Genomic DNA, 22,079 nt, shown 5'->3' with positions numbered 1-22,079 from the left:
CATAGAGAGAGGAAGTGCAGCAATGGACGACCCGGTCAGAGAAGGCTTTACGGTAAAATCCTTGTTCGATGTCCCGCATTTCAAGGATGCCGTTCTGCTTGGAGGCGGTTCGGGCTTGGAGAGGCCGATCAGCCGAATCAACGTAATGGAGGTACCCGACGTCGTCGACTGGGTACGGCCCGGAGAGCTGCTCATGACGACGGGTTATCCGTTCAAGCACGACCCGGAATTGCTCGTGCCGCTTATCGAACAATTGGCGCAAAAAGGGGTCGCGGCGCTAGGCGTCAAGACGAAGCGCTTTTTCGATGCCGTGCCGAACGTAGCCATCGAAGCCGCCGACAAGCATGGCATTCCTCTTATCGAGCTTCCTCCGGGCACGACGTTCTCCGACGTCGTGCGCGAAGTCATGGAACGGGTTCTCGTCTCGGAGTCCAAGGATCTGACGATCCTGCAAGGACGCGTTCAACGCCTGTCTCACGTGCTGCTGCACGGAGACGGGCTTCCCGCGTATTTGAGCCATTTGCAGGCTATGATTCGCAATCCGGTCATTCTTCTTGATCCGCATAATCGGACGACGGCATCTCCCGAAGCGGAACCGTTATGCCGGCTTGTCGAGGAGTCGGAGTGGGGCAAATTCCGCACGGATCAGACGCTGGAGACGAGCGTCATGCAGATCGGCGACCGAAGCGTACGTATTCATGTGGCGGCCGTTCCCGACGGGCAGGCGCGTTCCTATTTGTTGTTGATACTCGAATACGCATCGGAATACGGAACCGTAGATATGCTTACGGTCAACTGGGCGGGACGGTTGCTCGGATTCGAGATCAGCAACATGCAGGCGAGGAAAAATATCGAAACGAAGTATTTCGATCAGTTCTTGCAGGATTGGCTGGCCGGACGAATGGTGTCCGTCGTCGATTTGCGGATGAGAGCGGAAGCCTGCGGATGGCCGCTTGCGGATTATGCGACTTACGTGGCAGGAGTCGTGTCTTTCCGGGAGAAGAAGCCGGAAGTCAGAGCGTTACAAGAGCTGGCGAAGCGGCTTAACTGGGAGAGCGATTCCCGCAAGAACGAAGCGAAATGGACCGTTCTCGAAGGAGAATTGGTCGGTTTGTTTACGTTGCGGGGGGAGCAGTCCGGAGCGGGGGCGAATGCGCGCCAGCAATTGATCGGGGGAATCGTGTCCTACATGAAGCAGATGCTTCAGGAGAAGCCGGTATCCCTATGTATGGGCAGGGAGGCTAACGGGCACGGCGAGGTTGCGGGGAGTTACCGCGAAGCGAAGCGGGCGGCGGAAATCAGGCGGGTCTGCCAGCTGAAGGAGGAGACGCTGAGCTATAACGAGCTGGGCGTATACTTGCTGTTGTATCGGCTGCAGGGGACCGAGGAGATGGAAGAGTACAAGCGGCTTTATCTACATCCTCTGCTCGAACTCGACGGCAAGCAGCAGGGATCGCTGTTAAATACGCTGCGGACGTACTTCGATTGCAATTGCAACGCCAAGGAAACCGCGGAGCGGATGTTCCTTCACTACAATACGATCAACTACAGGCTCGATCGGATCAAGAACGAGCTCGGTCTGAGGCTGGACGACCCGGAAACGAAGCTGCTGCTTCAGCTGGCGATCCGGTCGAACGACATCGAATAGGAAGGATGGGAGTACTCCGGGAACCAGATTTGTTCGACGACGGGGTTTTAAATGGTACAAGTTGCAAATAAGGTGATGCCAAGGCGTAATGTGAAGATAAATGGAGCGTTCGTGGTGAGATAAGACGATGGTATAACGTTATTTTTTTCTGTAATGGCGGTATTTGAGTAGTTGCATTGGGAATAAGGTGATGCCAAGGCGCTAAGTGGAGAAATAGAAGCGGGCATAGTGAGATAAGGTGATGGCAGAGCGTTATTTATTCAGGTTTTGCAAACAGTGCAGAGGGTTTAAACTAACGAAGAACCCTTCGCAGGGTTCTTCGGGCGACGTTTGGTGAGTTGCATTGGAAATTCGTAACCATGACGTTGCTGATTTAACTCAGCGCTTCGGTTGTCCGGAATCTGAACTCAGTGTGTTACAGACGGTCGTCTTTAGCACAACGCCTCACTTCCGTAGCCTACTCCGATTGGAACGTATCCTCTTGCGTTGTTGCGCCCAAGTCGTTCAAGGGAACCACACCTCTCATTTACCGTCGCCGAAATATAGAATGTCCCGAATGATCCCGCTATATACATGGCGATTAAAAATTACCGAAACTGCTTCATTTTTTTCCATTTGCGATTGTGGTTCGATGTTTCAGGGAACTTCTCGCCTTTGCGTAAAACGACGTGCTGCGGGTTGTTAATTCCCATATGGAAAGCGTCCTCTCCTACCTCCATGTACTCCCCGTCATTCGGAGCGCGTTGTCCGGGCTCGAATTGCGTTTGCTCGCCCATTGTCATCACCCCCTCCTCTGTGGATAGTGTAGCGCGAAATTCCTTGCGATATTCGAGTCGTTGTGATAAAGTATTCAGGCATGCGATTTAAATGCATGCTCCTTGCTCTCCAGCCGAAGACAAGCTCATCGGTATACCAAGTGGAGGGCCAAAGACCTTAAGGAGGTGAACGGAAGATGCGCAACTATGAGTTGATGTACATCATCCGTCCGGACGTGGAACAAGAAACCGTTCAAGCTGTCGTGGAAAAATTCCAGGGCATCATCGGGAACGGCGGAGAGATCGTAAAACACGACATTATGGGTAAACGTCGTTTGGCTTACGAGATCAACAAACACCGCGATGGGACGTATGTGTTGGTTCATTTCACAGCTACGTCGGCAGTAGTGACGGAGTTGGAGCGCGTTCTGAAGATTACGGATGAAGTTATCCGTCATATCGTCGTCAGAGAACAAACCGCTTAATAGCCGCACAGTACCAGGCGGATAACCGCCGCAAGCCTAATGTCATGTCTAGTGGAGGGAAGCCGCGATGTTGAATCGAGTCATTCTCATAGGGCGCCTGACCAAGGATCCCGAATTGCGTTACACGCCTGCCGGCGTTGCTGTTACTCAATTTACTTTGGCGGTAGACCGTGCGTTCTCCGGTAACAAGGAAGAGCGAGAGGCGGATTTTATCCCGATCGTAACTTGGAGACAGTTAGCCGAGACGTGTGCCAATTATCTTCGTAAAGGCCGTTTGGCCGCCGTGGAAGGCCGCATTCAGGTGCGCAACTACGAGAACAACGAAGGCCGACGCGTATATGTGACGGAAGTGATAGCCGATAACGTTCGATTCCTGGAATCAGCCAACCGCGAGGGCGGCGGACAAGGAAGAGAAGAAGGTTTCGGCGGCAACCCGGGCGCAAGCGGAGGCGGGTACGGAGGCGGCAACCGCAGCTCTGGCTCTCGCAACAGCGGCAGCAGCAATGATCCCTTTGCCGATGACGGGCGACCGATAGACATATCGGACGATGATTTGCCATTTTAACTGGAAAGGACGGATAACAAATGAGCGAACAACAAACATCTGCACCAGCAGCACGTGAAGAGCGCGGACCACGCGGACCACGCGAGGGCGGAGATCGCGAGCCTCGTAAATTCCGCCGCGGCGGTCGTAACAAGCGTAAGAAAGTTTGCTACTTCACTGTAAATAAAATCACTCACGTGGATTACAAAGAGTTGGACTTGCTTCGTAAGTTCATCAGCGAGCGCGGCAAAATCTTGCCACGTCGCGTGACTGGAACGAAAGCGAAATACCAACGCATGTTGACTGTAGCGATCAAACGCGCGCGTCAAATGGCTTTGCTTCCTTACACGACCGAGTAGGATTTATAGCACGTTTATTAGAGCCCCTTCGGACTACAGTAACCATGTAGATCTAGAGGGGCTCTTTATTGCTGTAAGCATTGCCGAAGAAGGGATGTTTTTATGCCCGTTATAAAATATGCTATTGTATTCTTATATTCAAAAGTTTAAGACTAAGGGGCAAGCGCCATGAATCAGAATATTCAACAGTTTAAAGCGGATTTCTATAAAGCTTTGGCCCACCCGATGAGAATTCGAATTCTCGAAGTCTTATGCGAAGGGGATAAGACTGTGAATGAGCTGCAAAGCATACTAGGCTCCGAAGGTTCCGCCATGTCACAGCAGTTGGCGGTATTGCGAAATAAAAATGTCGTATTCGGCAAAAAGGACGGAACTTCCGTGATTTATTCGTTACGGGATCCGCTTATTAAAGATTTATTGTCCGTAACGAAGCAGATATTCGATAACCATCTTGTCAATGCGATCTCTCTTCTGGAAGTGATTCGAAATGAACGTTGAACTAAGAACACAAGAACAAGGGGATTTTTGAGCGAGCTCAAGATGATCCTTGTTTTTTCATATAATCTAACATTCTTCTAATAAATATGCGGCATTTTCGCGATTGACTTTGATGAATCAGGGGATTAGCATTAATACTATATTCAAATAATCAAATATTTAAATAAAAGAAGGTTTGATTCGATGAATGGAAAGGGAAGATTTCAAGGCTATAATGCTTCTGCGGTTCGCAAGGATCTCATATCGGGCTTAATTGTCGGGATTATCGCCATCCCCCTCGGGATGGCGTTTGCTATTGCGTCCGGAGTTAAGCCTGAATACGGGATATATACGACGATAATTGCCGGCATTTTGATTTCTCTCTTTGGGGGTTCTAAGTTTCAAATCGGCGGACCGACAGGCGCTTTTATTCCGATCCTGTTCGCAATCGTTATGCAATATGGCTACGAAAATCTGTTGATCGCGGGTTTCCTGGCAGGGATGATCCTCGTTCTTATGGGGATTTTTAGGCTTGGCATTCTTATTAAATATATTCCTCGACCGGTTACGATCGGATTTACCGCAGGTATTGCCGTTATTATTTTCAGCGGACAAATCGTCAACTTCTTGGGTCTAAGCGGCGTCGAGAAGCATGAAGGATTCTTGCCTAATATGAAGGAAATAGCGGAGCATATTTCGACGATTAATAGCTATAGCGTCATAACGGCAGGGATCTGTTTGGCCGTAATCGTTCTCTTGCCGAGGTTTCTGCCGAAGGTTCCAGCTTCATTAATTGGACTTGTCGTATCGAGCGTTGTCGCTGCTTTGTTCTTCCGGGACCATATTGCAACGATTGGATCGTCTTTCGGGGCTATTCCGAGCGCCTTGCCGCATTTTCGATTTCCGGACCTCTCCTGGGATAGAATTCAAATCCTTATTCAGCCGGCTTTTATAATCGCTATGTTGGGCGGCATAGAATCCCTATTATCGGCTGTTGTCGCGGATGGAATGACCGGCAGCCGGCACAACAGCAATCGGGAGTTGATCGGGCAAGGCGTTGCAAATATGGTAACTCCTTTATTCGGGGGTATTCCGGCAACCGGAGCCATTGCAAGGACGGCAACAAGTATTAAGAATGGGGCTGTATCCCCTTTTTCCGGAGTTATCCATGGCATTGTCGTATTATTGGTTCTAATCTTATTCGCGCCTTACGCTTCCCACATCCCGTTAGCCAGTATGGCTCCGATTCTGATGCTTGTGGCATGGAACATGAGTGAACGAAAACAATTCATGCAAGTTCTGAAGACAAAAACAAGCGATTCGCTTGTACTGCTGACTACCTTCTTGCTCACTGTCCTCACGAATTTAACCACTGCGGTGGAAATCGGACTTATTTTGGCCGTGATTTTGTTCGTGAAGAGAATGGGCGAGTTGCTGACGGTAGCTAAAGTGTTGCCCGATCCGAACGATAAGCACGAAAAAGTACAAGCGCATATGGTGTATGAAGGGCATGATTGTCCGCAGATTAGCATCTACACGATCCAAGGTCCTCTGTTCTTCGGTGCCGCGAATATGTTCGAAAAGTCCATGATGGATACGATTCATCATAAACCCGGAATATGGCTGTTGCGTATGGGGAAAGTGCCTTTCATGGATACGACGGGAGAATCTACTCTAACCGGCATTGTGAAACACCTTCGGAAACTCGGCGGAATTGTGCTCCTGTCCGGACTCCAACCTCAGCCATTGGAAGTGTTGAAGCGGACGGGTTTGTATGATCTCATAGGAGCAAATTACCAATTCGAGCATACCGGTGACGCGATCAATGAAGCATTAACCCGGTTGGATTACGACAAGTGCTTAGGCTGCCGTCATTATGCGTTCCGCGAATGCACAGTACTATCTAGGCAGCAACATCGCGCCGAGTGAGTTACCGAATGGGATTTTTTACTTGAAATAAATAGAGTTAAACGCTATTGACGATGCTTAGATGATCCCACACACTATTAAAGTGGTATTAGGAAAACAGAGAAGGGGATCATCATGCTAGGAATCGGCATTTTGCTTGGCTTCCACCTCCTCGGTATGATTTTGCAGCAAGCATTGTCCCTTCCGTTGCCCTCCAACGTGTTGGGGCTTTTGCTCTTTGTCATCTCCTTGTTCGCCGGTTGGATTCGGCTGGAGTGGGTAGAGAACTCGGCGAATTTCTTGCTGCGTCATATGATGTTGTTCTTCATCCCGATTATCGTCGCTAGCCAACTGTTCTTTCCCTTAATAAAGGAACAATGGCTGACGATCGGGCTTAGCTGGCTTGGGAGTACGATGGTGGCGCTATTCGTGACCGGTTGGGCGACCAAGGCGTGGACAACGGGAAAGAAGGAAGCCCATGAGTGATTGGAAACAGACTTTGTTCGGGGAGCCGTTATTCGCAATAGCGGTAACGGTGTTGATTTATTTAGGCGCTCAGGCGTTGCATGCCAGATGGCGATGGCTTCATCCGCTGCTGGCGGCGAGCGTTGGCGTAATGGTTGTGTTAGCCTTGCTGGATGTTCCTTACGAATCCTACGCAGTCGGCGGAAGCTGGATCGAGTTCTGGCTCGGCCCGGCTACGGTAGCTTTAGGCGTCCCGTTATACAAACACGCGGCTTATATTCGTAAGCAATTGCCCGCGATTCTAGGCGGGATCGCGGTCGGGACGATGAGCGCAATGGCCAGCGCCGCTGCGCTCGTCTGGCTATTGGGAGGGACGAAGGAGCTGATGCTCACGATGATGCCGAAGTCGGCGACCGCCCCGATCTCGATCGAAGTCGTGCGCCAGCTCGGCGGACAGCCGGAGCTGGGAGCCGTATTGACGGTACTGACCGGCTTGCTGGGCAGCATGATCGGGCCGAGGCTGCTGCGAATGGCCGGATTGGGCGAACCGTTGTCTCTTGGCGCGGCGATTGGAACTTCCTCGCATGGAATCGGTACTGCCCGAGTGCTGCGCGAATCGGAATTGGTCGGCGGCGTTAGCGGCTTCTCTATGGGAGTAGCGGGAATATTAACGTCCATATATGCCGTGCCCTTATACTTGTGGGGGCATTAGAATAGCCGGTGGCAGCACAAAGACCGTCAGAGCGTCTGACGGTCTTTGTGCTTGTTGAGGCCTATGCCGCAACGTCGCGCCGCGTGAACAGCAACCACGAAACGAACTGAAACACAACATAGTAAGCGACGAGCATCGTGATCGAGAAGGAGAGCGTCATCTCCGGCCGAATAGGACTTGATCCTGCTATATACTGCGTCAGGTCGATGTTTGCGAAGAGCAGGTACTTAACCCAACTGTAACTGCTTAGGAGCATCGTGATCGAAGTGCCGACAAGCATGAACAAAAGCGAGAAAGCGATCGCCATCGTCGAACTGCGGAACGCGGCGGAGATCATGAAGGACAACGTTACGTACATGAGCAGCGAGACGATCGCATAGCCGTATTTCTGAAGAGAATTCGCGATCATGGAGCTTTCGTGCACGAGGCCGTCCGGTCCGACCGACAAGAAAGGTTGCGTTAACCCGTCGATGCCTTGCAGCCCGGCGCCGGCGGCGAATGCGGCTGCAAAGGCTACCAACAGAAGCAGCAGTGCGAAGCCCATCGTGGCGATGTATTTGCTGAGCATGATCTTAGTACGCGAGGCAGGTCCGACCAGCAGCAGTTTGATCGTCCCCCACGAGAACTCCGCCGCGATCATATCCGCCGCGACGATGACCGTCAAAATCGTGATCAGCATGATAAGATTTGCCGAGTTATTGACGTAATCCCATAGCGATAGTTCGTTGGGGTTAATATCTTCGGCTAAATAATACTCGTTAATCTTGATTTCCTCGGAAATAAACTCCTTGTAATCGGAATCCATCTCCGTATTTTCCTGAAGCTGCTTCTGCCATTGCTCATTTTGGTGAGTTATGTTTTGCTGCCAATTAGAATGGTCGCTGCGACTCTCGTCCCATTTCATAATGCCGCTCATTAACGCGATCGACAGCAAGAGAAAGCAGATCATGACCCAAGTACGGGGACGGCGGTAGATTTTCATGTTTTCGTTCCGAATCAGATTTCTTAAGCTAGACAACCATCTCACCTCCGGTGATTTCCAAGAATCGATCTTCCAATGATTTCTGGGAAGCGGAGATGCCGTAAACATCTAGATCCGCTTGGACGAGCCTTCTCGTGATTTCGGGAATGCGCGATTTGTCCGTCATCGCTTCGAGCTGGCTGCCGTTCATCGTGATGCTCATATCCGAGAAAGACTCGGATAATAGGCGATAGGCGAGCTCGGGGTTGTTTACTTCGATAAGAAGCTTTAACTGCGACGAGTCTTCCTTGGCTTCTTGAATGGAGCGGACGTCGATGAGCTTGCCGCCTTGGATAATCGCTACGCGGTCGCACATCAATTCCATCTCGGACAACAAGTGGGACGAGACGATGACGGCGATTCCCTCTTCCTGCGTCAGCTTGCGCAAGTAGTCTCGCAATTCGCGAATGCCCGCCGGATCGAGTCCGTTGGTCGGTTCGTCCAGAATGAGGACGGAAGGGCGGTGCAGAATCGCTTGCGCGACCCCGAGTCGTTGCCTCATCCCCAGAGAGTAACGTTTGACCTTCTCATGAATCCGATTCTGAAGGCCCACGAGCTTGACGACTTCCTCGATGCGTTCCTTCGTAACCCCGCTATGACGGCGGGCGTAATGGACCAAGTTCTGATATCCCGTAAGAAACTTATACATTTCCGGATTTTCGACGATCGCTCCGATGTGGGTCATCGCTAGTTCGAAATGTTTGCGAACGGAAACGCCTTTTATGAGAACCTCGCCTTTGTTCATCGAGATTAACCCGACGATCATGCGGATCGTTGTCGTTTTGCCGGCGCCGTTCGGTCCTAAGAATCCGAATACTTCTCCCGCCGGAACGTCAAAAGATAAATTGTCTACGATAGTTCGTCTGCCGATCGTCTTCGTCACGTTACGAAGCTGCAAGACGGCTTCCTGCATGTTCATTCAACCTCCTAGAGTATGTTGCTTGCTAAAGTATACCGATCGCGAGGTGTATTTCATCATGGTCTAGAGGAGAGTTTGGAACCTATACTTTAGTCGGGTTTTGCTTGGTTTAACTTGGATCGTTAGGAAGCTTTTCAATTTGTTTAATGAAAGATTAATGAAAGTTTAAGGTTAATATGTAACAATCATATATTGTGAATCGTATATTAGGCGTCGAGTCAAAGATGAGAAATAGAGAGATAGATAAACGGAGATAGGAGAAGGAGAGAGGAATCATGCGTAATTATCGTCGTTTTAAGGTTGCCATTTTATCGTTTTTCGTCGTATTGGTCGTATTGGGAGGCGCGGCTTATGCCAACCGGGGAGCCATATCGGCTTGGGGATACGATATCTTTTTGTCAGACAAAGTAGAGGCAAGCTTCCAAGATTCGTATCAGCCGTTAACGGATCGTCCGGTAACCGAAGAGCCGCCCCAAGTGGAAGAGCCGTTCAGCATGCTGCTCATGGGAGTAGACGCGAGGGCGAAGGAACGAGGCCGTTCGGATACGCTGATCTATACCGTCGTAAGGCCGAAGGACGGCAACGTGCTGATGGTTTCTATTCCGCGCGATACGTATGCGGATATCGTAGGCAAGGACAGAATGGATAAAATCACGCACGCTTACGCTTTCGGCGGTGCCGAAATGGCCGTTAACAGCGTGGAGAAGCTTCTGGACGCGGAGATCGACCACTACGCGACGATTAACTTCCAAGGCTTCATTAAAGTCGTGGACACGCTCGGAGGCATCCATCTGCCGATCGGCAAAGATATCGTGAACAAAGACGCCGACCATGAGAAGTTTACGGTAAAAGCGAACAAAGACAGCTATACGGGCGTCGAAGCGCTGAATTACGTGCGTTATCGCGAGGACGCCGGCGGAGATATGTCCCGTACGGAACGCAACCGCGTATTTCTGGAGGAACTGATGAGCAGAGCTTCTTCCTTGCAGCAGTGGAACAAAATCCCCGAGGTTCTCGACATCGTCGGCGATAATTTCTCCACGGATTTGCCGCCGGTATCGATGAACGAGCTGGCCAAGCAGTTCCTGCAAACCGGCCATGAAATTCAAAGCTACACGTTGAAAGGCACGGGCAAACGGATGGGTTCGCAGAACCTGTGGTATTTCGTATCGGACGAGGAAGACCTGAATCAAGTTCGGGCTACGATCGCAACGTGGTTAAACCCGGAAACTCCAGAAGGGCAATTAACGGTTCCAAGCGATCCCGATCAGACGAAGGAAACAACGCAATCCGGCAACCACGCCGCGTAAATTGACAAGATGTGCCATCAAAAATGGTGAATCGTTAGCTCGGCATGATATAATAGGTTCACTGCCGTTTTAATTCGACGGAGGAGGAACTCAGGAATGAACATTGCTTTTTTCCTCTTGCCTAAGCAAGAGGTCGTATGCGTAAGCGAAGACGCTACTTTGCGCCAGACGCTGGAACGGATGGAGCGCCATCGTTATACGGCCGTACCCGTTATCAGCGAGACGGGCGAGTACAAGTCGACGGTTACGGAAGGCGATTTGCTATGGTATTTGAAAGCAAACCCGGATCTTAGCTTCGATCAGCTGCACCGCGCGTCTCTATGCGACGTGCCGCTGAGAATGAACATTCTCGCCGTTAGAATCGACGCCAACATGGAGGATCTGATCTCGCTGGCGAAGACGCAGAACTTCGTACCCGTCGTAGATGACATGAACCGGTTTATTGGGATCGTGCGGCGGAGCGATATTATCGATTATTGCGAGAAATTGCTTCTCCCTTCCAAGTCGGGCGAGCCAACGTTGAAGAGGGAAGCGTAGGAAAATAATGTACAAATAACGGAGGAACGATGACCTACAGCCGGCATAATTCGCGCAATCGCAAGATTTTCCCCTTAGTAATCGTTATTGCAATAGTACTAATAGCGGGAGGGATTTGGGCCGCAACGACGTTGTTCGGAGAAGGAAGCTCCGATCGGGAGTCCTCCTCCAGCCCAAGCGCCGAGAGCACGGCAACCGTAGAGGGTTCGCAGTCGCCGGGCAATGACCCGCAGTCCCCGAATCCGGCAACGCCGGCGGAAGAGAACGGGATCGATCGGCCTACCGCTTCCGAACTCGGGAAGACGTATGACGTGGTCATCTCTAACGGGCGGGTTATTAATCCGGAGACGAAGTTGGACCAAGAGGGGCTCAACGTTGCCGTCCAAGGCGGCCAAATCGTTCTGGTCACGGACCAGCAACTGAAGGGCAAACGCGTAATCGACGCCACGGGATTGGTCGTAGCGCCGGGGTTCATCGATAACCTGAGCTACGATCCCAATCCGATCGGCGTCTGGAACAAGATTGCCGACGGCGTGACGTCGAACATTGCCATGCATGGCGGCACGGCCAGCCCCGAGAAGTGGTATCCGTATTACGAACGCAACATGCCGCCCGTACACTTCGGGGCATCGTTCTTCTACACCCAGGCTCGCAACCAGTTCAAGCTGAGCAGATACGATACGGCCAAGCCCGCGCAGACGCAGACGTTGGTCGATCAAGCGGAGAAGGCGCTCAATAACGGCGCGCTCGGCATATCGTTCAGCTTGGAATACGTTCCGGGCGTTAACGACAAGGAAATCTTGCCGCTTATGAAGCTGGCTAACGAGTATAACGTTCCGGTTTATTTTCACGCCAGGTATTCCGACATGGAAGAGCCGGGAACGAACATCGACGCCATTAACGAGCTGCTCGGATACGCCAGGGCCTCGGGCGCGGCGGTGCATATCGACCACATTAACAGCACCGGCGGTACGTTCTCCATGACGCAGTCGCTTAAGATGGTATCGGATGCGATCGCGGAAGGACTGGACATTACGTCCTGCATCTATCCATACGATTACTGGGGAACCTATTTGAACTCGGCGCGGTTCGACGAAGGCTGGCAAGAACGGTTCCGCATTACATACAAGGACTTGCAGATCGCGGGAACGACGGAACGGCTGACGGCGGAGTCGTTCAGAAAATACCAGCAGCAAGGCAAGCTCGCGGTCGCTTACGCGATACCGAAACAAGACGTCATCGATTCGCTTAAAGCTCCTTATGTCATGATCGGCAGCGACGCGATTCTGGAACCGGGCTTCAACAACCATCCGAGGGCTTCCGGAACTTTCGCCCGGACGGTCGGGCTTTACGTCCGCGAGCAGCAGGTCATCTCGCTCTCCGACGCGATCGCGAAGATGTCGCTCATGCCCGCTCAGCGGCTGGAGAAGCAAGCCCCCGCTTTGCAGAAGAAGGGGCGAATCGCAAAAGGCATGGACGCGGATATCGTCGTCTTCGATTATGACAAGATCAGCGACAAGTCAACGGTCGAGAAACCGGAAATCGTATCGGCGGGAATCGAGTACGTGCTGGTGAACGGGCAAGTCGCGTTGGACGAGGAGGGCATCCATAAGGATATCCGAGTCGGCCAGCCGATTAAGAGCGAATTCCTTCGCGTGAAAGCCGGAGGTTCCTCCCTGACTTGGGAAGATAGCGAAGTGCCGTTACTGGAATACCGCAACGCGAATTATGTAGATCTTGAGGCGCTTAAAGCGCATGGTTACGCGGTGAATTGGGACAAGGTTACCCGCCAAGCGACGGCGACGAGCGGAGCGAACGGCGGCAAGGTCGACGTGCCGAAGCCTCAGCAAGGGGAATTAATGCTGGAGCGGGGGTACAAGCTGGCTTGGGAGGACGGCAGCAGCACGAAGCTGCTGTCCGTCGGAAACCGCAATTACGTGCCGTTGTCGGCGCTGAAATCACATGGCTGGAATCTGACGAAGGAAGGCAGCAACTATAAGCTGTCTGCAGCATAGTAGATTATGACAGAGACGAGAAAACCCGGGGCGCGCGCGCTTCCGGGTTTTCGTATGTTGCTGACGAACGAGCATTTTGTGATATAATGAAGTTTGCAGCTTTCTAGGGTTCTGAGCAGGCAATTGCGGACAAGCTGGCCAGATTTAATCGAAATGTCCGAACATATCCGCAAGAGGTGAATGGGTTGAACATGAGCTGGAAGTCGCTGGCCTGGAGTGCGGCGGCTGTACTGTTGCTGCTCACGCTAGCGACGCCTTTGAATTTTATCACGTTATTTTTGGTAATGACTCCGTTCGTTGTGTTGTACACTTTGTTACAGCCTAAATCGTTTATTTTACATCTGATCCCTATAGCGCTTGCAGCTTTTCTCCTATCCGGAGGAATGGGACCGATCGTAGTGACGCTCGCATTCTTCTTCCTTGTTCCGTCGGTGGCGATGGGGCATCTCTATCGAAAGGGAAAGACGGCCAGGCTAGCGGTCACGGCCGGATTCGTCATCGTGCTGGCGCAACTGCTGCTGGAGCTGGTTCTATTCTCCGTGATGTTCGATATCGATCTGCAAGCCGAACTGACTTCCATGCTAACGGAAAACTTCAAGCAGTTCGAAGCCGCGCAAATAGTCAACCAAGGCTGGGCCGTAGAAACGGCGAGGGCATATGGGGATGCGATTATTCAGATGATGCCCATGCTTCTGTTGATATCGGCGCTCTTCATTACGATCGTCACTCACGGGTTATCCCGATTGGCGTTGCGCACGGTGAACATCCAAGCGCCCGCCTTGCCGCAAGCGAAAACATGGAAAGTGCCTAGAAGCTTAGTGTTCTATTATCTCATTGCTTTCATCGCGTTGCTCGTCATGCCGGAAGAGTCGAGCGGATATTGGTCGATCGTCATCTCGAACTTATTCCCGATTCTGCAGATTGTTTTCGTGGTGCAAGCGATCGGGTTTTTCTTCTTCGTGGCAGACGCCAAGAAATGGCCGAAAGTGGTTCCTTTATTGCTATGCATACCGCTTCTGCTGTTTCCCCCGCTTCACATCATTGGTTTGATCGACGCAGCTTTACCGTTGCGTAAATACTTCGTGAAATAAGGTGCGATATTGGACGGCGCGCGAACGGCGCGTCGTACGATTCACCGGTAGACGGGAGCGAAAGCGGATATGCCTAAGTTTCTCGTGCAGCGTTGGCACGGCATGCATATCGTCTGGGCACTAGTGCTCATTTTTATTTTAACCATTGCGTTGGCTTGGTACCAATGGTTGCTCGGTTTGTTGGGTTTGGCGCTGGGCGGAGTAGTGGCCGTATACGGCATATTCGCGGAGAAAGCGTTCCGCAACGATCTGAACGATTACGTGCTAACGTTGTCCCATCGGATCAAGAGCGTCGGCAACGACGTGATCGGCCAGCTGCCGTTCGGTATTCTGATTTATAACGAGGACAAAGAAATACAATGGCACAACGCGTTCATCGGAACCGTAGTCGGCCGGGCATCGATCGTCGGGGAGACGCTGGCGGCGCATTTTCCCGTTCTTCAGCAGCTGTCTGCCAAGGATAAGGATAAGGATAAGGATAAGGAAGCCGTTCTCGAGATAACGATAGGCTCGCGCGTATTCGAATTGCTGACCCGCGCCAACGAACGGATTATCTATGTCGTGGATATCACGGATCGCTGGACGCTTAAGAAGCGGTACGATGAAGAGAAGCTGGCTCTAGGGATCGTAACCATGGACAATCTGGAAGAGGTTGCCCAAGGGATGGATGAACAGCAGCGGGCTCTGATGCTATCCAAAGTGACCGGCGAGATTAACGAGTGGGCTTTGAAATACGGCTTGTTCCTACGCCGGTTATCCTCCGACCGCTATATGGTCATTACGAACCAAATTACGCTCAAGAGCTTGGAGCAATCCCGGTTCGAGCTGCTGGACGACGTGCGCGAAATCACGATCGAACAGAAATTGCCAATGACGTTAAGCATCGGCTTCGCGTCGGGCGCAGCCAACGTGATCGAGCTGGGGCACCTGGTGCAGGGAAGCTTGGATATCGCGCTTGGACGAGGCGGAGACCAGGCGGTCGTCAAGTTCGGCCAGCGTCAAAGCTTCTACGGAGGCAAGAGCAACGCCGTCGAGAAGAGGACGCGGGTTCGCGCGAGGGTCATTGCCCACGCTTTGCGCGATTTGATGAAGGAAAGCGACAATATCGTTATCATGGGGCACAAGATGCCGGACATGGATGCCATCGGGGCGGCTATCGGAGTGCTGAAAGCGGCGCAGCTCTACGGCAAAGAAGCCTATATCGTACTGGAAGGCATTAATCCCGCCATTCAGCGGATGATGGAAATGTTGAAGGAAGACGAGAAGCTGGCCAAACGGTTCGTATCCCCGGAGCAAGCGCTTGGCTTGATCGGCAAACGGTCGCTCGCGGTCGTCGTCGATACGCACCGCGCCACGATGGTTGCGGAGCCGCGGTTGCTGCAAGGGACGGAACGGATCGTCATCGTCGATCACCATCGCCGAAGCGAGGAGTTCATCGACGAAGCGGTGCTCGTCTACATGGAGCCGTACGCGTCCTCTACCTGCGAATTGGTGACGGAGCTGCTGCAATACATCCATGAACGCGTGGTGCTCGATGTCAGGGAAGCGACGGCGTTGCTTGCGGGCATTACCGTCGATACGAAAAGCTTCGCATTCCGCACGGGATCGCGTACTTTCGAGGCCGCTTCGTTCCTGCGCCGCAACGGCGCCGATTCGGTACTCATCCAACGGATGCTGAAAGAGGACTTAGAGGAATACATTCGTAAGGCCGAGATCATTCGCAACGCGGAAACTTATCATCACTGCATAGCGATCGCGGTGGCCGATTCAGGCAAGCAAGTGCCGCAGCTGCTCATTGCGCAAGCGGCGGATACGCTGCTGAATATGACGGGAATCAAAGCTTCGTTCGTAGTCGGTTTAAGGCAAGACGGCCTTGTGGGAGTCAGCGCTAGATCGCTTGGACAGATCAATGTCCAGATCGTCATGGAGCGGCTCGGAGGCGGAGGACACTTCACGAACGCGGCCGCCCAGCTTCAAGGCACGGTGACGGAAGTGGCCGGCAAGTTAAAGCAAGTCTTACAAGAACTCGAGAAGGAAGAGGGGTTATTCGAATGAAAGTAATCTTCTTGCAGGATGTTAAGGGTCAGGGTAAAAAGGGAGAAATCAAAGAGGTATCGGAAGGCTATGCGCGCAATTTCTTGTTGCCTAAAGGCGTCGTACAGATCGCTACGGAAGGCGCAAAGAAAACTTTGACGCAACAGGTGGCATCCGCCCAGAAGAAGAAGGAAAACGAGAAGAACGAGTTCAAGGCGCTGGCTGAGCGCCTGTCCGAGATGACGGTGGTCATTAAAGCGAAAGCCGGCGAAGGCGGACGCTTGTTCGGCGCGATTACGAGCAAACAAATCGCGGAAGCATTGGAATTGCAGAAGATCTCGATCGACAAACGGAAGATCGAGCTCGAAGAACCGATTCGCGTTCTTGGCGTTACGAAAGTGACCGTGAAATTGTATCCGGACGTAAAGGGCACGCTAAACGTACAGGTCGTGGAGGAATGAACCGATGAACGGTAGCGGAGATCAGCAGCTCTTATACGATCGCGTACCTCCTCAGAACCTCGAGGCGGAGCAAGCTGTTCTAGGCGCTATCCTGCTTGAATCGGAGGCGCTTATTGCTTCCATGGAGCGTCTGAAAGCGGAGGATTTCTATAGCGTCTCCCATCAGCGCATCTTCGACGCGATGGTTGCCCTTAACGACGACAATCAACCGATCGATCTCATCACGTTGACCGCCCGACTGCAAGATCTCGGGCAGATGGATGAAGTCGGCGGGATCATGTATCTGACCAAGCTCGCGAATGCGGTTCCTACGGCCGCGAACGTGGAATACTATGCTCAGATCGTGGAAGAGAAGTCGATTCTCAGGCGATTAATTCGTACCGCGACGCAGATCGTCTCCAACGGGTATGCGACGGAAGACGATGTCGGCGTATTGCTTAACGATGCCGAAGCGCGGATTATGGAAATTTCCAGCCGACGATCGGCGACCGGGTTCATCAGCATCCGCGACGTGCTTATGGAGGTATTCGAGAAGGTCGAATTCCTCTACAACCACAAGGGCGGAGTATCGGGAATTCCCTCGGGCTTCATCGATCTGGATAAGATGACGAACGGATTTCAACGAAGCGATCTGATTATCGTCGCGGCGCGTCCTTCCGTAGGGAAGACGGCGTTCGCCCTCAACGTAGCCCAGAACGTGGCCGTTCGAGCTTCGGAGACGGTCGCGATCTTCAGTCTGGAGATGTCGGCTCCCCAGCTCGTCCAACGTATCGTGTGCGCGGAGTCCAACGTGGATGCCACGCGGATGCGGACGGGACATCTCGAAGGAGACGATTGGGAGAAGCTGTCGATGGCCATTGGGGCGCTCTCCGAGGCTCAGATTTATATCGACGATACGCCGGGCATTACCGTATCCGATATTCGCGCGAAATGCCGTCGTCTCAAGAAGGAGAAAGGGCTGGGGATGATCCTTATCGATTACCTTCAGCTTATCCAAGGCCGGGCAAAGCCGGCGAGAACCGGCAACAGGAAGTTTCGGAAATTTCCCGTACGCTGAAGCAGATCGCCCGCGAGCTCGAAGTTCCGGTCATCGCGTTGTCCCAGCTCTCCCGGGGCGTCGAACAACGGCAAGACAAACGCCCGATGATGTCGGATCTTCGGGAATCCGGTTCGATCGAGCAGGATGCCGATATCGTAGCGTTCCTCTACCGGGACGATTACTACGATAAAGAGTCGGAGAAGAAAAACATCATCGAGATCATTATCGCCAAACAGCGGAACGGCCCCGTCGGCACGGTCGAGCTCGTGTTCTTGAAGAACTTCAATAAATTCGTCAGTCTTGACCGTTCGCATGGAGAAGCCTATGCGGGGAGCGCATAAACCGACAAAGTTAGGCTGAATTCCGAACGATTATATAGGTGGTTGCGGTATTGTTCGTTTTTCCGTTGACTTCCCAAGTCACAGTTGCTAAACTATTCATGCTGCCTGATCGCGACCTATGCGATTTCGGGTGGCATTATCATGCCGGCGTGAGGAACACTCCGGGTGGAGGGATTGCAGTGTCAACAGTCGTTGTTGTAGGTACGCAATGGGGAGACGAAGGCAAAGGGAAAATCACCGATTTTCTCGCCGAGAAAGCCGATGTCGTCGCTCGTTATCAAGGTGGAAATAACGCCGGACATACTATCCTTATAGAGAACAAAAAGTACAAGCTGACGATGGTTCCATCGGGAATTTTCAATCAAAACAAATTGTGCGTCATCGGCAACGGGATGGTTATTAATCCCGGAGCATTGGTGGAAGAAATTCAATATATTCGCGACAACGGATTTTCGACCGATAATTTGAAAATCAGCGATCGCGCTCACGTTATTATGCCTTATCACCTGGTGCTTGACGCTTTGGAGGAAGACCGCAAAGCGGACAACAAAATCGGCACGACCCGCAAAGGGATCGGTCCGTGCTACATGGACAAAGCCGCGCGGAACGGGATTCGCATCGCCGATTTGATGGTTGCGGATGCTTTCGAAGAGAAAGCCCGCAGCATTATCGCGGATAAGAACCAAGTGATCACGCAGATGTACAACGGAGAGCCGTTGGATGCGGACAGCATCATCAAGGACTACTTGGCGCTTGCGGAGCAGCTTCGTCCGTTCGTTACCGATACGTCGGTCATTCTGAACGATGCCATCGATGCGGGCAAGAAAGTACTGTTCGAAGGCGCGCAAGGCGTCATGCTCGATATCGACCAAGGAACGTATCCGTACGTAACGAGCTCTAACCCTTCCGCCGGCGGCGTATGTATCGGATCCGGCGTAGGCCCGTCGAAGATCAAAGAAGTCATCGGCGTTGCCAAAGCGTATACGACCCGCGTAGGGGACGGTCCGTTCCCGACCGAGCTTAACAATGATCTCGGCCAATGGATTCGCGACAAAGGACATGAATACGGTACGGTTACCGGCCGTCCGCGCCGCGTAGGCTGGTTCGATACGGTTGTCGTTCGCCATGCCCGCCGCGTTAGCGGAATTACGGGATTGTCGCTGAATTCCTTGGACGTGTTGACCGGTCTAGAGACGGTCAAGATTTGTACCGCGTACAAATTCCGCGGCGAGTTAATGGAGCACTATCCAGCCAACCTTAAGCTGCTTGAAGAATGCGAAGCGGTCTACGAGGAACTGCCAGGCTGGAGCGAGGATATTTCGGGTGCCAAGACGCTTAGCGACTTGCCGGAGACGACTCGCAACTTCGTTAACCGGATTTCGGAGCTTACCGGAATTCCGATCGCGATTTTCTCTGTTGGACGCAATCGCGAGCAGACGAACCAGGTCGCTAAGATTTACGGAGAATAAGGAACACCATAATCGAATATTTAAAGCGCAAACCGTCAGGGAATATTCCTTGGCGGTTTTTTTTGCGCTGTTTGTGATTCCCGTCACGAACTATGATTTTAAATCCTCTACGATAGAAAGGGGATGATTCTAATCAAAGGGGGCGTTCAACAATGGAATCCGTAAAACCGAATCGTGATGATGATCGGAATCGAAGCGAAGCGCACTCGCAAAAAGGAACTTTATTATCCGTGTTCATGGTAGGAGCTTTTATCGCTCTCTTGTTTGTCGCGGTATTTGGCTTGTACATGTCAAGAGTGTAGGAGGGGAAAAGCCAAGATGAAGCTGAAGATGCATCGTTACGAAGAGATATGGTTGATAAGCGGGATTTCCTTATTGGTTATTTTCATGCTGATTACCGGTTACCAAACCTTTGCCTTGGACATGGGCCCGCCGAGCCATAAGGAGACGATCGATCCGCAGAAAGTCGATCAAACGTCGCCGTTCGACAAACCTGGAATTACGAAGATCGGGGAGAACGAATACGAAGTCGTAATGACGTTAGAGGTATTCGCTTTCGCGCCTGCGGATATTGAAATTCCCGCGGGGTCCACGGTTCATTTTATTTTGACTTCCAAAGACGTGACGCACGGATTCGAAGTGGCGGGTACCAATGCCAATGCGATGGTCATGCCGGGATACATCCAGAAAATAACGCAAAAGTTCAGCGAAGCCGGCGAGTATCTCGTCGTGTGCAATGAATACTGCGGAGCGGGACATCAAGTTATGAGCACAACGATTAAAGTCGTCTAGAGGAGGTGAGCGTAATTGGATACGTCAAAAAGTCTAAAAGGAAAAGTGAATAAATGGCTGGGAGCCAATCCGCGTGACGCCGTCCTATCTAAAACCTATTTGTTCGTCGCCTTCGCGGCACTGCTGCTCGGAGGTATCATGGGGTTGGTGCAAGCATCGGAACGCTCGGGGTTGATCGAGCTCCCTGACTGGTTTACGTATTATCAAGTGTTGACGACTCATGGGATCTTGCTCGTTGTCGTGCTGACCGCCTTTTTTACGATCGGATATTTCTACGCGGGGATGTCGCATACGTTGGGCGGGTTGCTTCCCAAAGTCAGGAAAATGGCTTGGACCGGTTTTGCGTTGAAGATCGTTGGATTCGTGTTCGTCGTTATCCCTATTCTGATGAATAAAGCTACGGTTCTGTATACTTTCTATCCTCCGATGAAGGCATCGCCGTATTTTTATATCGGTTTAGTGTTTATAGTATTGGGCGTTTGGATGTGCGCTTTCGGGGCGTTCGTCCAAGTGGCCGTCTGGAGAAAAAATAACCGCGGCAAGCACGTTCCCATTCTTTCGTTCTTCGCGACGGGCGTGTTCGTCCTGTTGTTCTTCGGCAGCATCGGCGTGACCGTAGAAGTGTTAACGATTATCCCTTGGGCATTCGGCTGGACCAAGACGATCAACGTCATGGTTAGCCGCACGCTGTTCTGGTCTTTCGGGCATACGTTGGTGAATATATGGTTCCTGACGGCCGTATCCGCTTGGTATACGATCGTGCCGAAGATTATCGGAGGAAGAAGATTCAGCGACGTATTGACCCGGTTCGTCGTGATCGCTCTGGTCGTCACCAATATTCCCGGAGGATTTCATCACCAGATCATCGACCCCGGAATGTCGCAGGCGTTGAAATTCATGCACGTATTCATGAGTTTGATTATCGCGGTTCCTTCCATGATGACGGCGTTCGCCATGTTCTCCGTTTTCGAACGGAGGGGCAGAGAGCTCGGCGGCAAAGGCTTGCTGGGATGGTTTAAGAAGATGCCGTGGGGAGACGTCCGTTTCTTGGCTCCCTTTATCGCGATGGTCGCGTTCATCCCCGGCGGAGCCGGTGGGGTCGTGCAGACGGTCAACCAACTCGATCAAGTCGTTCATAATACGATGTGGATCGTCGGACACTTTCACCTCACGATCGGAACATCCGTTATTCTTACTTTCTTCGGAATCAGTTACTGGTTAATCCCGTATATCTCGCATCGCGTGCTGACGCCGAGAATGAATAAACTAGGGGTTATTCAAACGATCTTCTGGACGATCGGCATGCTGATCATGACGGTCTCGATGCATGTCTCCGGATTGCTCGGCGCGCCTCGCAGAACTTCCTTTACCACTTATGGAGACAATGCGACCGCATTAAGCTGGGATCCCTATACGATTCTATATGCCGTTGGCGGCGCGTTCTTGATGATCGGGGGTATCCTTCAGCTGTATGCCGTCTATCATCTGATGTTCCGCGCTCCCAAGGGCCAAACGGAGTTTCCTCTGGCAGAGCCTGAAGAGGACGGTTCCGCGACGCCATATTGGACCGAGCGCTGGGGCCGTACGATCGTGATCATGCTCTTATTGGTTGCTATGGCCTACGTAGTTCCATTGGTCGAGTTCATCGTGAACGCGCCGCCCGGGTCGCCGCCTTTCGTGACCTGGTAAAGGCTCGT

At 52.1% G+C, this 22,079-nt stretch carries 21 protein-coding genes and 1 pseudogene; 19 read left to right on the top strand and 3 right to left on the bottom strand.

Annotated elements, in window-relative coordinates; translation table 11 throughout:
• The first annotated feature begins 22 nt into the window (after nt 1-22).
• Nucleotides 23-1,648 (top strand): PucR family transcriptional regulator, encoded by a 1,626-nt coding sequence (locus FPL14_RS13975; protein ID WP_182303570.1) that lies wholly within the window; start codon nt 23-25, stop codon nt 1,646-1,648.
• 587 nt (nt 1,649-2,235) lie between these two features.
• Here the strand turns inward: FPL14_RS13975 and FPL14_RS13970 are convergent.
• Nucleotides 2,236-2,424: a YjzC family protein gene (locus FPL14_RS13970; protein WP_182303569.1), complete on the bottom strand. Its 189-nt coding sequence runs from the start codon at nt 2,422-2,424 to the stop codon at nt 2,236-2,238.
• Between the two features lie 176 nt (nt 2,425-2,600).
• Between FPL14_RS13970 and rpsF the strand changes: the two genes are divergently transcribed.
• The 7 genes from rpsF to FPL14_RS13935 all read left to right on the top strand — a co-directional run bounded on the left by rpsF (nt 2,601) and on the right by FPL14_RS13935 (nt 7,353).
• Nucleotides 2,601-2,888, top strand: a complete 288-nt coding sequence (gene rpsF, locus FPL14_RS13965) for a 30S ribosomal protein S6 (RefSeq protein ID WP_182303568.1) — start codon at nt 2,601-2,603, stop codon at nt 2,886-2,888.
• A 67-nt stretch (nt 2,889-2,955) separates the two neighbouring features.
• Nucleotides 2,956-3,453, top strand: a complete 498-nt coding sequence (ssb, locus tag FPL14_RS13960) for a single-stranded DNA-binding protein (protein WP_182303567.1) — start codon at nt 2,956-2,958, stop codon at nt 3,451-3,453.
• 20 nt (nt 3,454-3,473) lie between these two features.
• Nucleotides 3,474-3,791: a 30S ribosomal protein S18 gene (rpsR, locus tag FPL14_RS13955; protein ID WP_182303566.1), complete on the top strand. Its 318-nt coding sequence runs from the start codon at nt 3,474-3,476 to the stop codon at nt 3,789-3,791.
• A 168-nt stretch (nt 3,792-3,959) separates the two neighbouring features.
• Nucleotides 3,960-4,289: an ArsR/SmtB family transcription factor gene (locus FPL14_RS13950; RefSeq protein ID WP_182303565.1), complete on the top strand. Its 330-nt coding sequence runs from the start codon at nt 3,960-3,962 to the stop codon at nt 4,287-4,289.
• Nucleotides 4,290-4,472: 183 nt separating this feature from the next.
• A complete protein-coding gene (locus tag FPL14_RS13945) occupies nt 4,473-6,197 on the top strand; it encodes a SulP family inorganic anion transporter (RefSeq protein ID WP_182303564.1) in 1,725 nt (574 codons plus the stop codon).
• Nucleotides 6,198-6,311: 114 nt separating this feature from the next.
• A complete protein-coding gene (locus tag FPL14_RS13940) occupies nt 6,312-6,662 on the top strand; it encodes a CidA/LrgA family protein (protein WP_182303563.1) in 351 nt (116 codons plus the stop codon).
• Nucleotides 6,655-7,353, top strand: coding sequence for an LrgB family protein (locus FPL14_RS13935; protein ID WP_182303562.1), 699 nt, complete (start codon nt 6,655-6,657; stop codon nt 7,351-7,353). Before FPL14_RS13940 ends, FPL14_RS13935 begins: the two co-directional genes overlap by 8 nt.
• A 61-nt stretch (nt 7,354-7,414) precedes the next feature.
• Here the strand turns inward: FPL14_RS13935 and FPL14_RS13930 are convergent, their stop codons facing one another.
• Nucleotides 7,415-8,371 carry an ABC transporter permease gene (locus FPL14_RS13930; protein ID WP_182303561.1) on the bottom strand — a complete coding sequence of 319 codons (957 nt, stop codon included), beginning with the start codon at nt 8,369-8,371 and terminating at the stop codon, nt 7,415-7,417.
• Complete coding sequence (locus tag FPL14_RS13925; protein ID WP_182303560.1) at nt 8,364-9,293, bottom strand: ABC transporter ATP-binding protein; 930 nt, start codon at nt 9,291-9,293, stop codon at nt 8,364-8,366. Before FPL14_RS13925 ends, FPL14_RS13930 begins: the two co-directional genes overlap by 8 nt.
• A 275-nt stretch (nt 9,294-9,568) precedes the next feature.
• On the opposite strand from FPL14_RS13925, the gene FPL14_RS13920 reads away from it, so the two are divergent.
• From FPL14_RS13920 to FPL14_RS13870, 11 genes and pseudogenes are all read left to right on the top strand, one after another.
• The gene (locus FPL14_RS13920; protein WP_182303559.1) at nt 9,569-10,603 is read left to right on the top strand and encodes an LCP family protein; all 1,035 of its coding nucleotides are present in this window, start codon (nt 9,569-9,571) and stop codon (nt 10,601-10,603) included.
• A 96-nt stretch (nt 10,604-10,699) separates the two neighbouring features.
• Nucleotides 10,700-11,140, top strand: a complete 441-nt coding sequence (locus tag FPL14_RS13915; RefSeq protein ID WP_182303558.1) for a CBS domain-containing protein — start codon at nt 10,700-10,702, stop codon at nt 11,138-11,140.
• 29 nt (nt 11,141-11,169) lie between these two features.
• Nucleotides 11,170-13,155: an amidohydrolase family protein gene (locus FPL14_RS13910; RefSeq protein WP_182303557.1), complete on the top strand. Its 1,986-nt coding sequence runs from the start codon at nt 11,170-11,172 to the stop codon at nt 13,153-13,155.
• 191 nt (nt 13,156-13,346) lie between these two features.
• On the top strand, nt 13,347-14,246 hold the full coding sequence (locus tag FPL14_RS13905) for a DUF2232 domain-containing protein (protein WP_229263980.1): 900 nt from the start codon (nt 13,347-13,349) through the stop codon (nt 14,244-14,246).
• A gap of 69 nt (nt 14,247-14,315) precedes the next feature.
• Complete coding sequence (locus tag FPL14_RS13900) at nt 14,316-16,301, top strand: DHH family phosphoesterase (RefSeq protein WP_182303555.1); 1,986 nt, start codon at nt 14,316-14,318, stop codon at nt 16,299-16,301.
• Nucleotides 16,298-16,741, top strand: a complete 444-nt coding sequence (rplI, locus tag FPL14_RS13895) for a 50S ribosomal protein L9 (protein WP_182303554.1) — start codon at nt 16,298-16,300, stop codon at nt 16,739-16,741. The genes FPL14_RS13900 and rplI overlap by 4 nt, the downstream gene beginning before the upstream one ends.
• 4 nt (nt 16,742-16,745) lie before the next feature.
• A pseudogene (gene dnaB / locus FPL14_RS13890) lies at nt 16,746-18,121 on the top strand (replicative DNA helicase).
• Nucleotides 18,122-18,300: 179 nt separating this feature from the next.
• The gene (locus tag FPL14_RS13885; protein ID WP_182303553.1) at nt 18,301-19,590 is read left to right on the top strand and encodes an adenylosuccinate synthase; all 1,290 of its coding nucleotides are present in this window, start codon (nt 18,301-18,303) and stop codon (nt 19,588-19,590) included.
• Between the two features lie 152 nt (nt 19,591-19,742).
• Nucleotides 19,743-19,892, top strand: coding sequence for a cytochrome c oxidase subunit 2A (locus FPL14_RS13880; RefSeq protein WP_182303552.1), 150 nt, complete (start codon nt 19,743-19,745; stop codon nt 19,890-19,892).
• Between the two features lie 16 nt (nt 19,893-19,908).
• On the top strand, nt 19,909-20,382 hold the full coding sequence (locus FPL14_RS13875; RefSeq protein WP_229263910.1) for a cytochrome c oxidase subunit II: 474 nt from the start codon (nt 19,909-19,911) through the stop codon (nt 20,380-20,382).
• 15 nt (nt 20,383-20,397) lie between these two features.
• Complete coding sequence (locus FPL14_RS13870) at nt 20,398-22,071, top strand: cbb3-type cytochrome c oxidase subunit I (protein WP_182303551.1); 1,674 nt, start codon at nt 20,398-20,400, stop codon at nt 22,069-22,071.
• Nucleotides 22,072-22,079: the final 8 nt, after the last annotated feature.

Source organism: Cohnella cholangitidis (assembly GCF_014107495.1).
Lineage (GTDB): Bacteria > Bacillota > Bacilli > Paenibacillales > Paenibacillaceae > Cohnella > Cohnella cholangitidis.
Note: the sequence above shows the minus strand (reverse complement) of the source record. Positions and strands in the feature narration are given on the sequence as shown.

Excerpts from the sequence above, each read along its gene's own strand:
- FPL14_RS13935 (WP_182303562.1), top strand. The coding sequence starts at position 6,655 with ATGAGTGATTGGAAACAGACTTTGTTCGGGGAGCCGTTATTCGCAATA.
- ssb (WP_182303567.1), top strand. The coding sequence starts at position 2,956 with ATGTTGAATCGAGTCATTCTCATAGGGCGCCTGACCAAGGATCCCGAA.
- FPL14_RS13905 (WP_229263980.1), top strand. The coding sequence starts at position 13,347 with ATGAGCTGGAAGTCGCTGGCCTGGAGTGCGGCGGCTGTACTGTTGCTG.
- FPL14_RS13875 (WP_229263910.1), top strand. The coding sequence starts at position 19,909 with ATGAAGCTGAAGATGCATCGTTACGAAGAGATATGGTTGATAAGCGGG.
- rplI (WP_182303554.1), top strand. The coding sequence starts at position 16,298 with ATGAAAGTAATCTTCTTGCAGGATGTTAAGGGTCAGGGTAAAAAGGGA.
- FPL14_RS13945 (WP_182303564.1), top strand. The coding sequence starts at position 4,473 with ATGAATGGAAAGGGAAGATTTCAAGGCTATAATGCTTCTGCGGTTCGC.
- FPL14_RS13915 (WP_182303558.1), top strand. The coding sequence starts at position 10,700 with ATGAACATTGCTTTTTTCCTCTTGCCTAAGCAAGAGGTCGTATGCGTA.
- rpsR (WP_182303566.1), top strand. The coding sequence starts at position 3,474 with ATGAGCGAACAACAAACATCTGCACCAGCAGCACGTGAAGAGCGCGGA.
- FPL14_RS13900 (WP_182303555.1), top strand. The coding sequence starts at position 14,316 with ATGCCTAAGTTTCTCGTGCAGCGTTGGCACGGCATGCATATCGTCTGG.
- FPL14_RS13925 (WP_182303560.1), bottom strand. The coding sequence starts at position 9,293 with ATGAACATGCAGGAAGCCGTCTTGCAGCTTCGTAACGTGACGAAGACG.
- FPL14_RS13910 (WP_182303557.1), top strand. The coding sequence starts at position 11,170 with ATGACCTACAGCCGGCATAATTCGCGCAATCGCAAGATTTTCCCCTTA.
- FPL14_RS13940 (WP_182303563.1), top strand. The coding sequence starts at position 6,312 with ATGCTAGGAATCGGCATTTTGCTTGGCTTCCACCTCCTCGGTATGATT.
- FPL14_RS13975 (WP_182303570.1), top strand. The coding sequence starts at position 23 with ATGGACGACCCGGTCAGAGAAGGCTTTACGGTAAAATCCTTGTTCGAT.
- FPL14_RS13950 (WP_182303565.1), top strand. The coding sequence starts at position 3,960 with ATGAATCAGAATATTCAACAGTTTAAAGCGGATTTCTATAAAGCTTTG.
- FPL14_RS13920 (WP_182303559.1), top strand. The coding sequence starts at position 9,569 with ATGCGTAATTATCGTCGTTTTAAGGTTGCCATTTTATCGTTTTTCGTC.
- FPL14_RS13970 (WP_182303569.1), bottom strand. The coding sequence starts at position 2,424 with ATGGGCGAGCAAACGCAATTCGAGCCCGGACAACGCGCTCCGAATGAC.
- rpsF (WP_182303568.1), top strand. The coding sequence starts at position 2,601 with ATGCGCAACTATGAGTTGATGTACATCATCCGTCCGGACGTGGAACAA.
- FPL14_RS13880 (WP_182303552.1), top strand. The coding sequence starts at position 19,743 with ATGGAATCCGTAAAACCGAATCGTGATGATGATCGGAATCGAAGCGAA.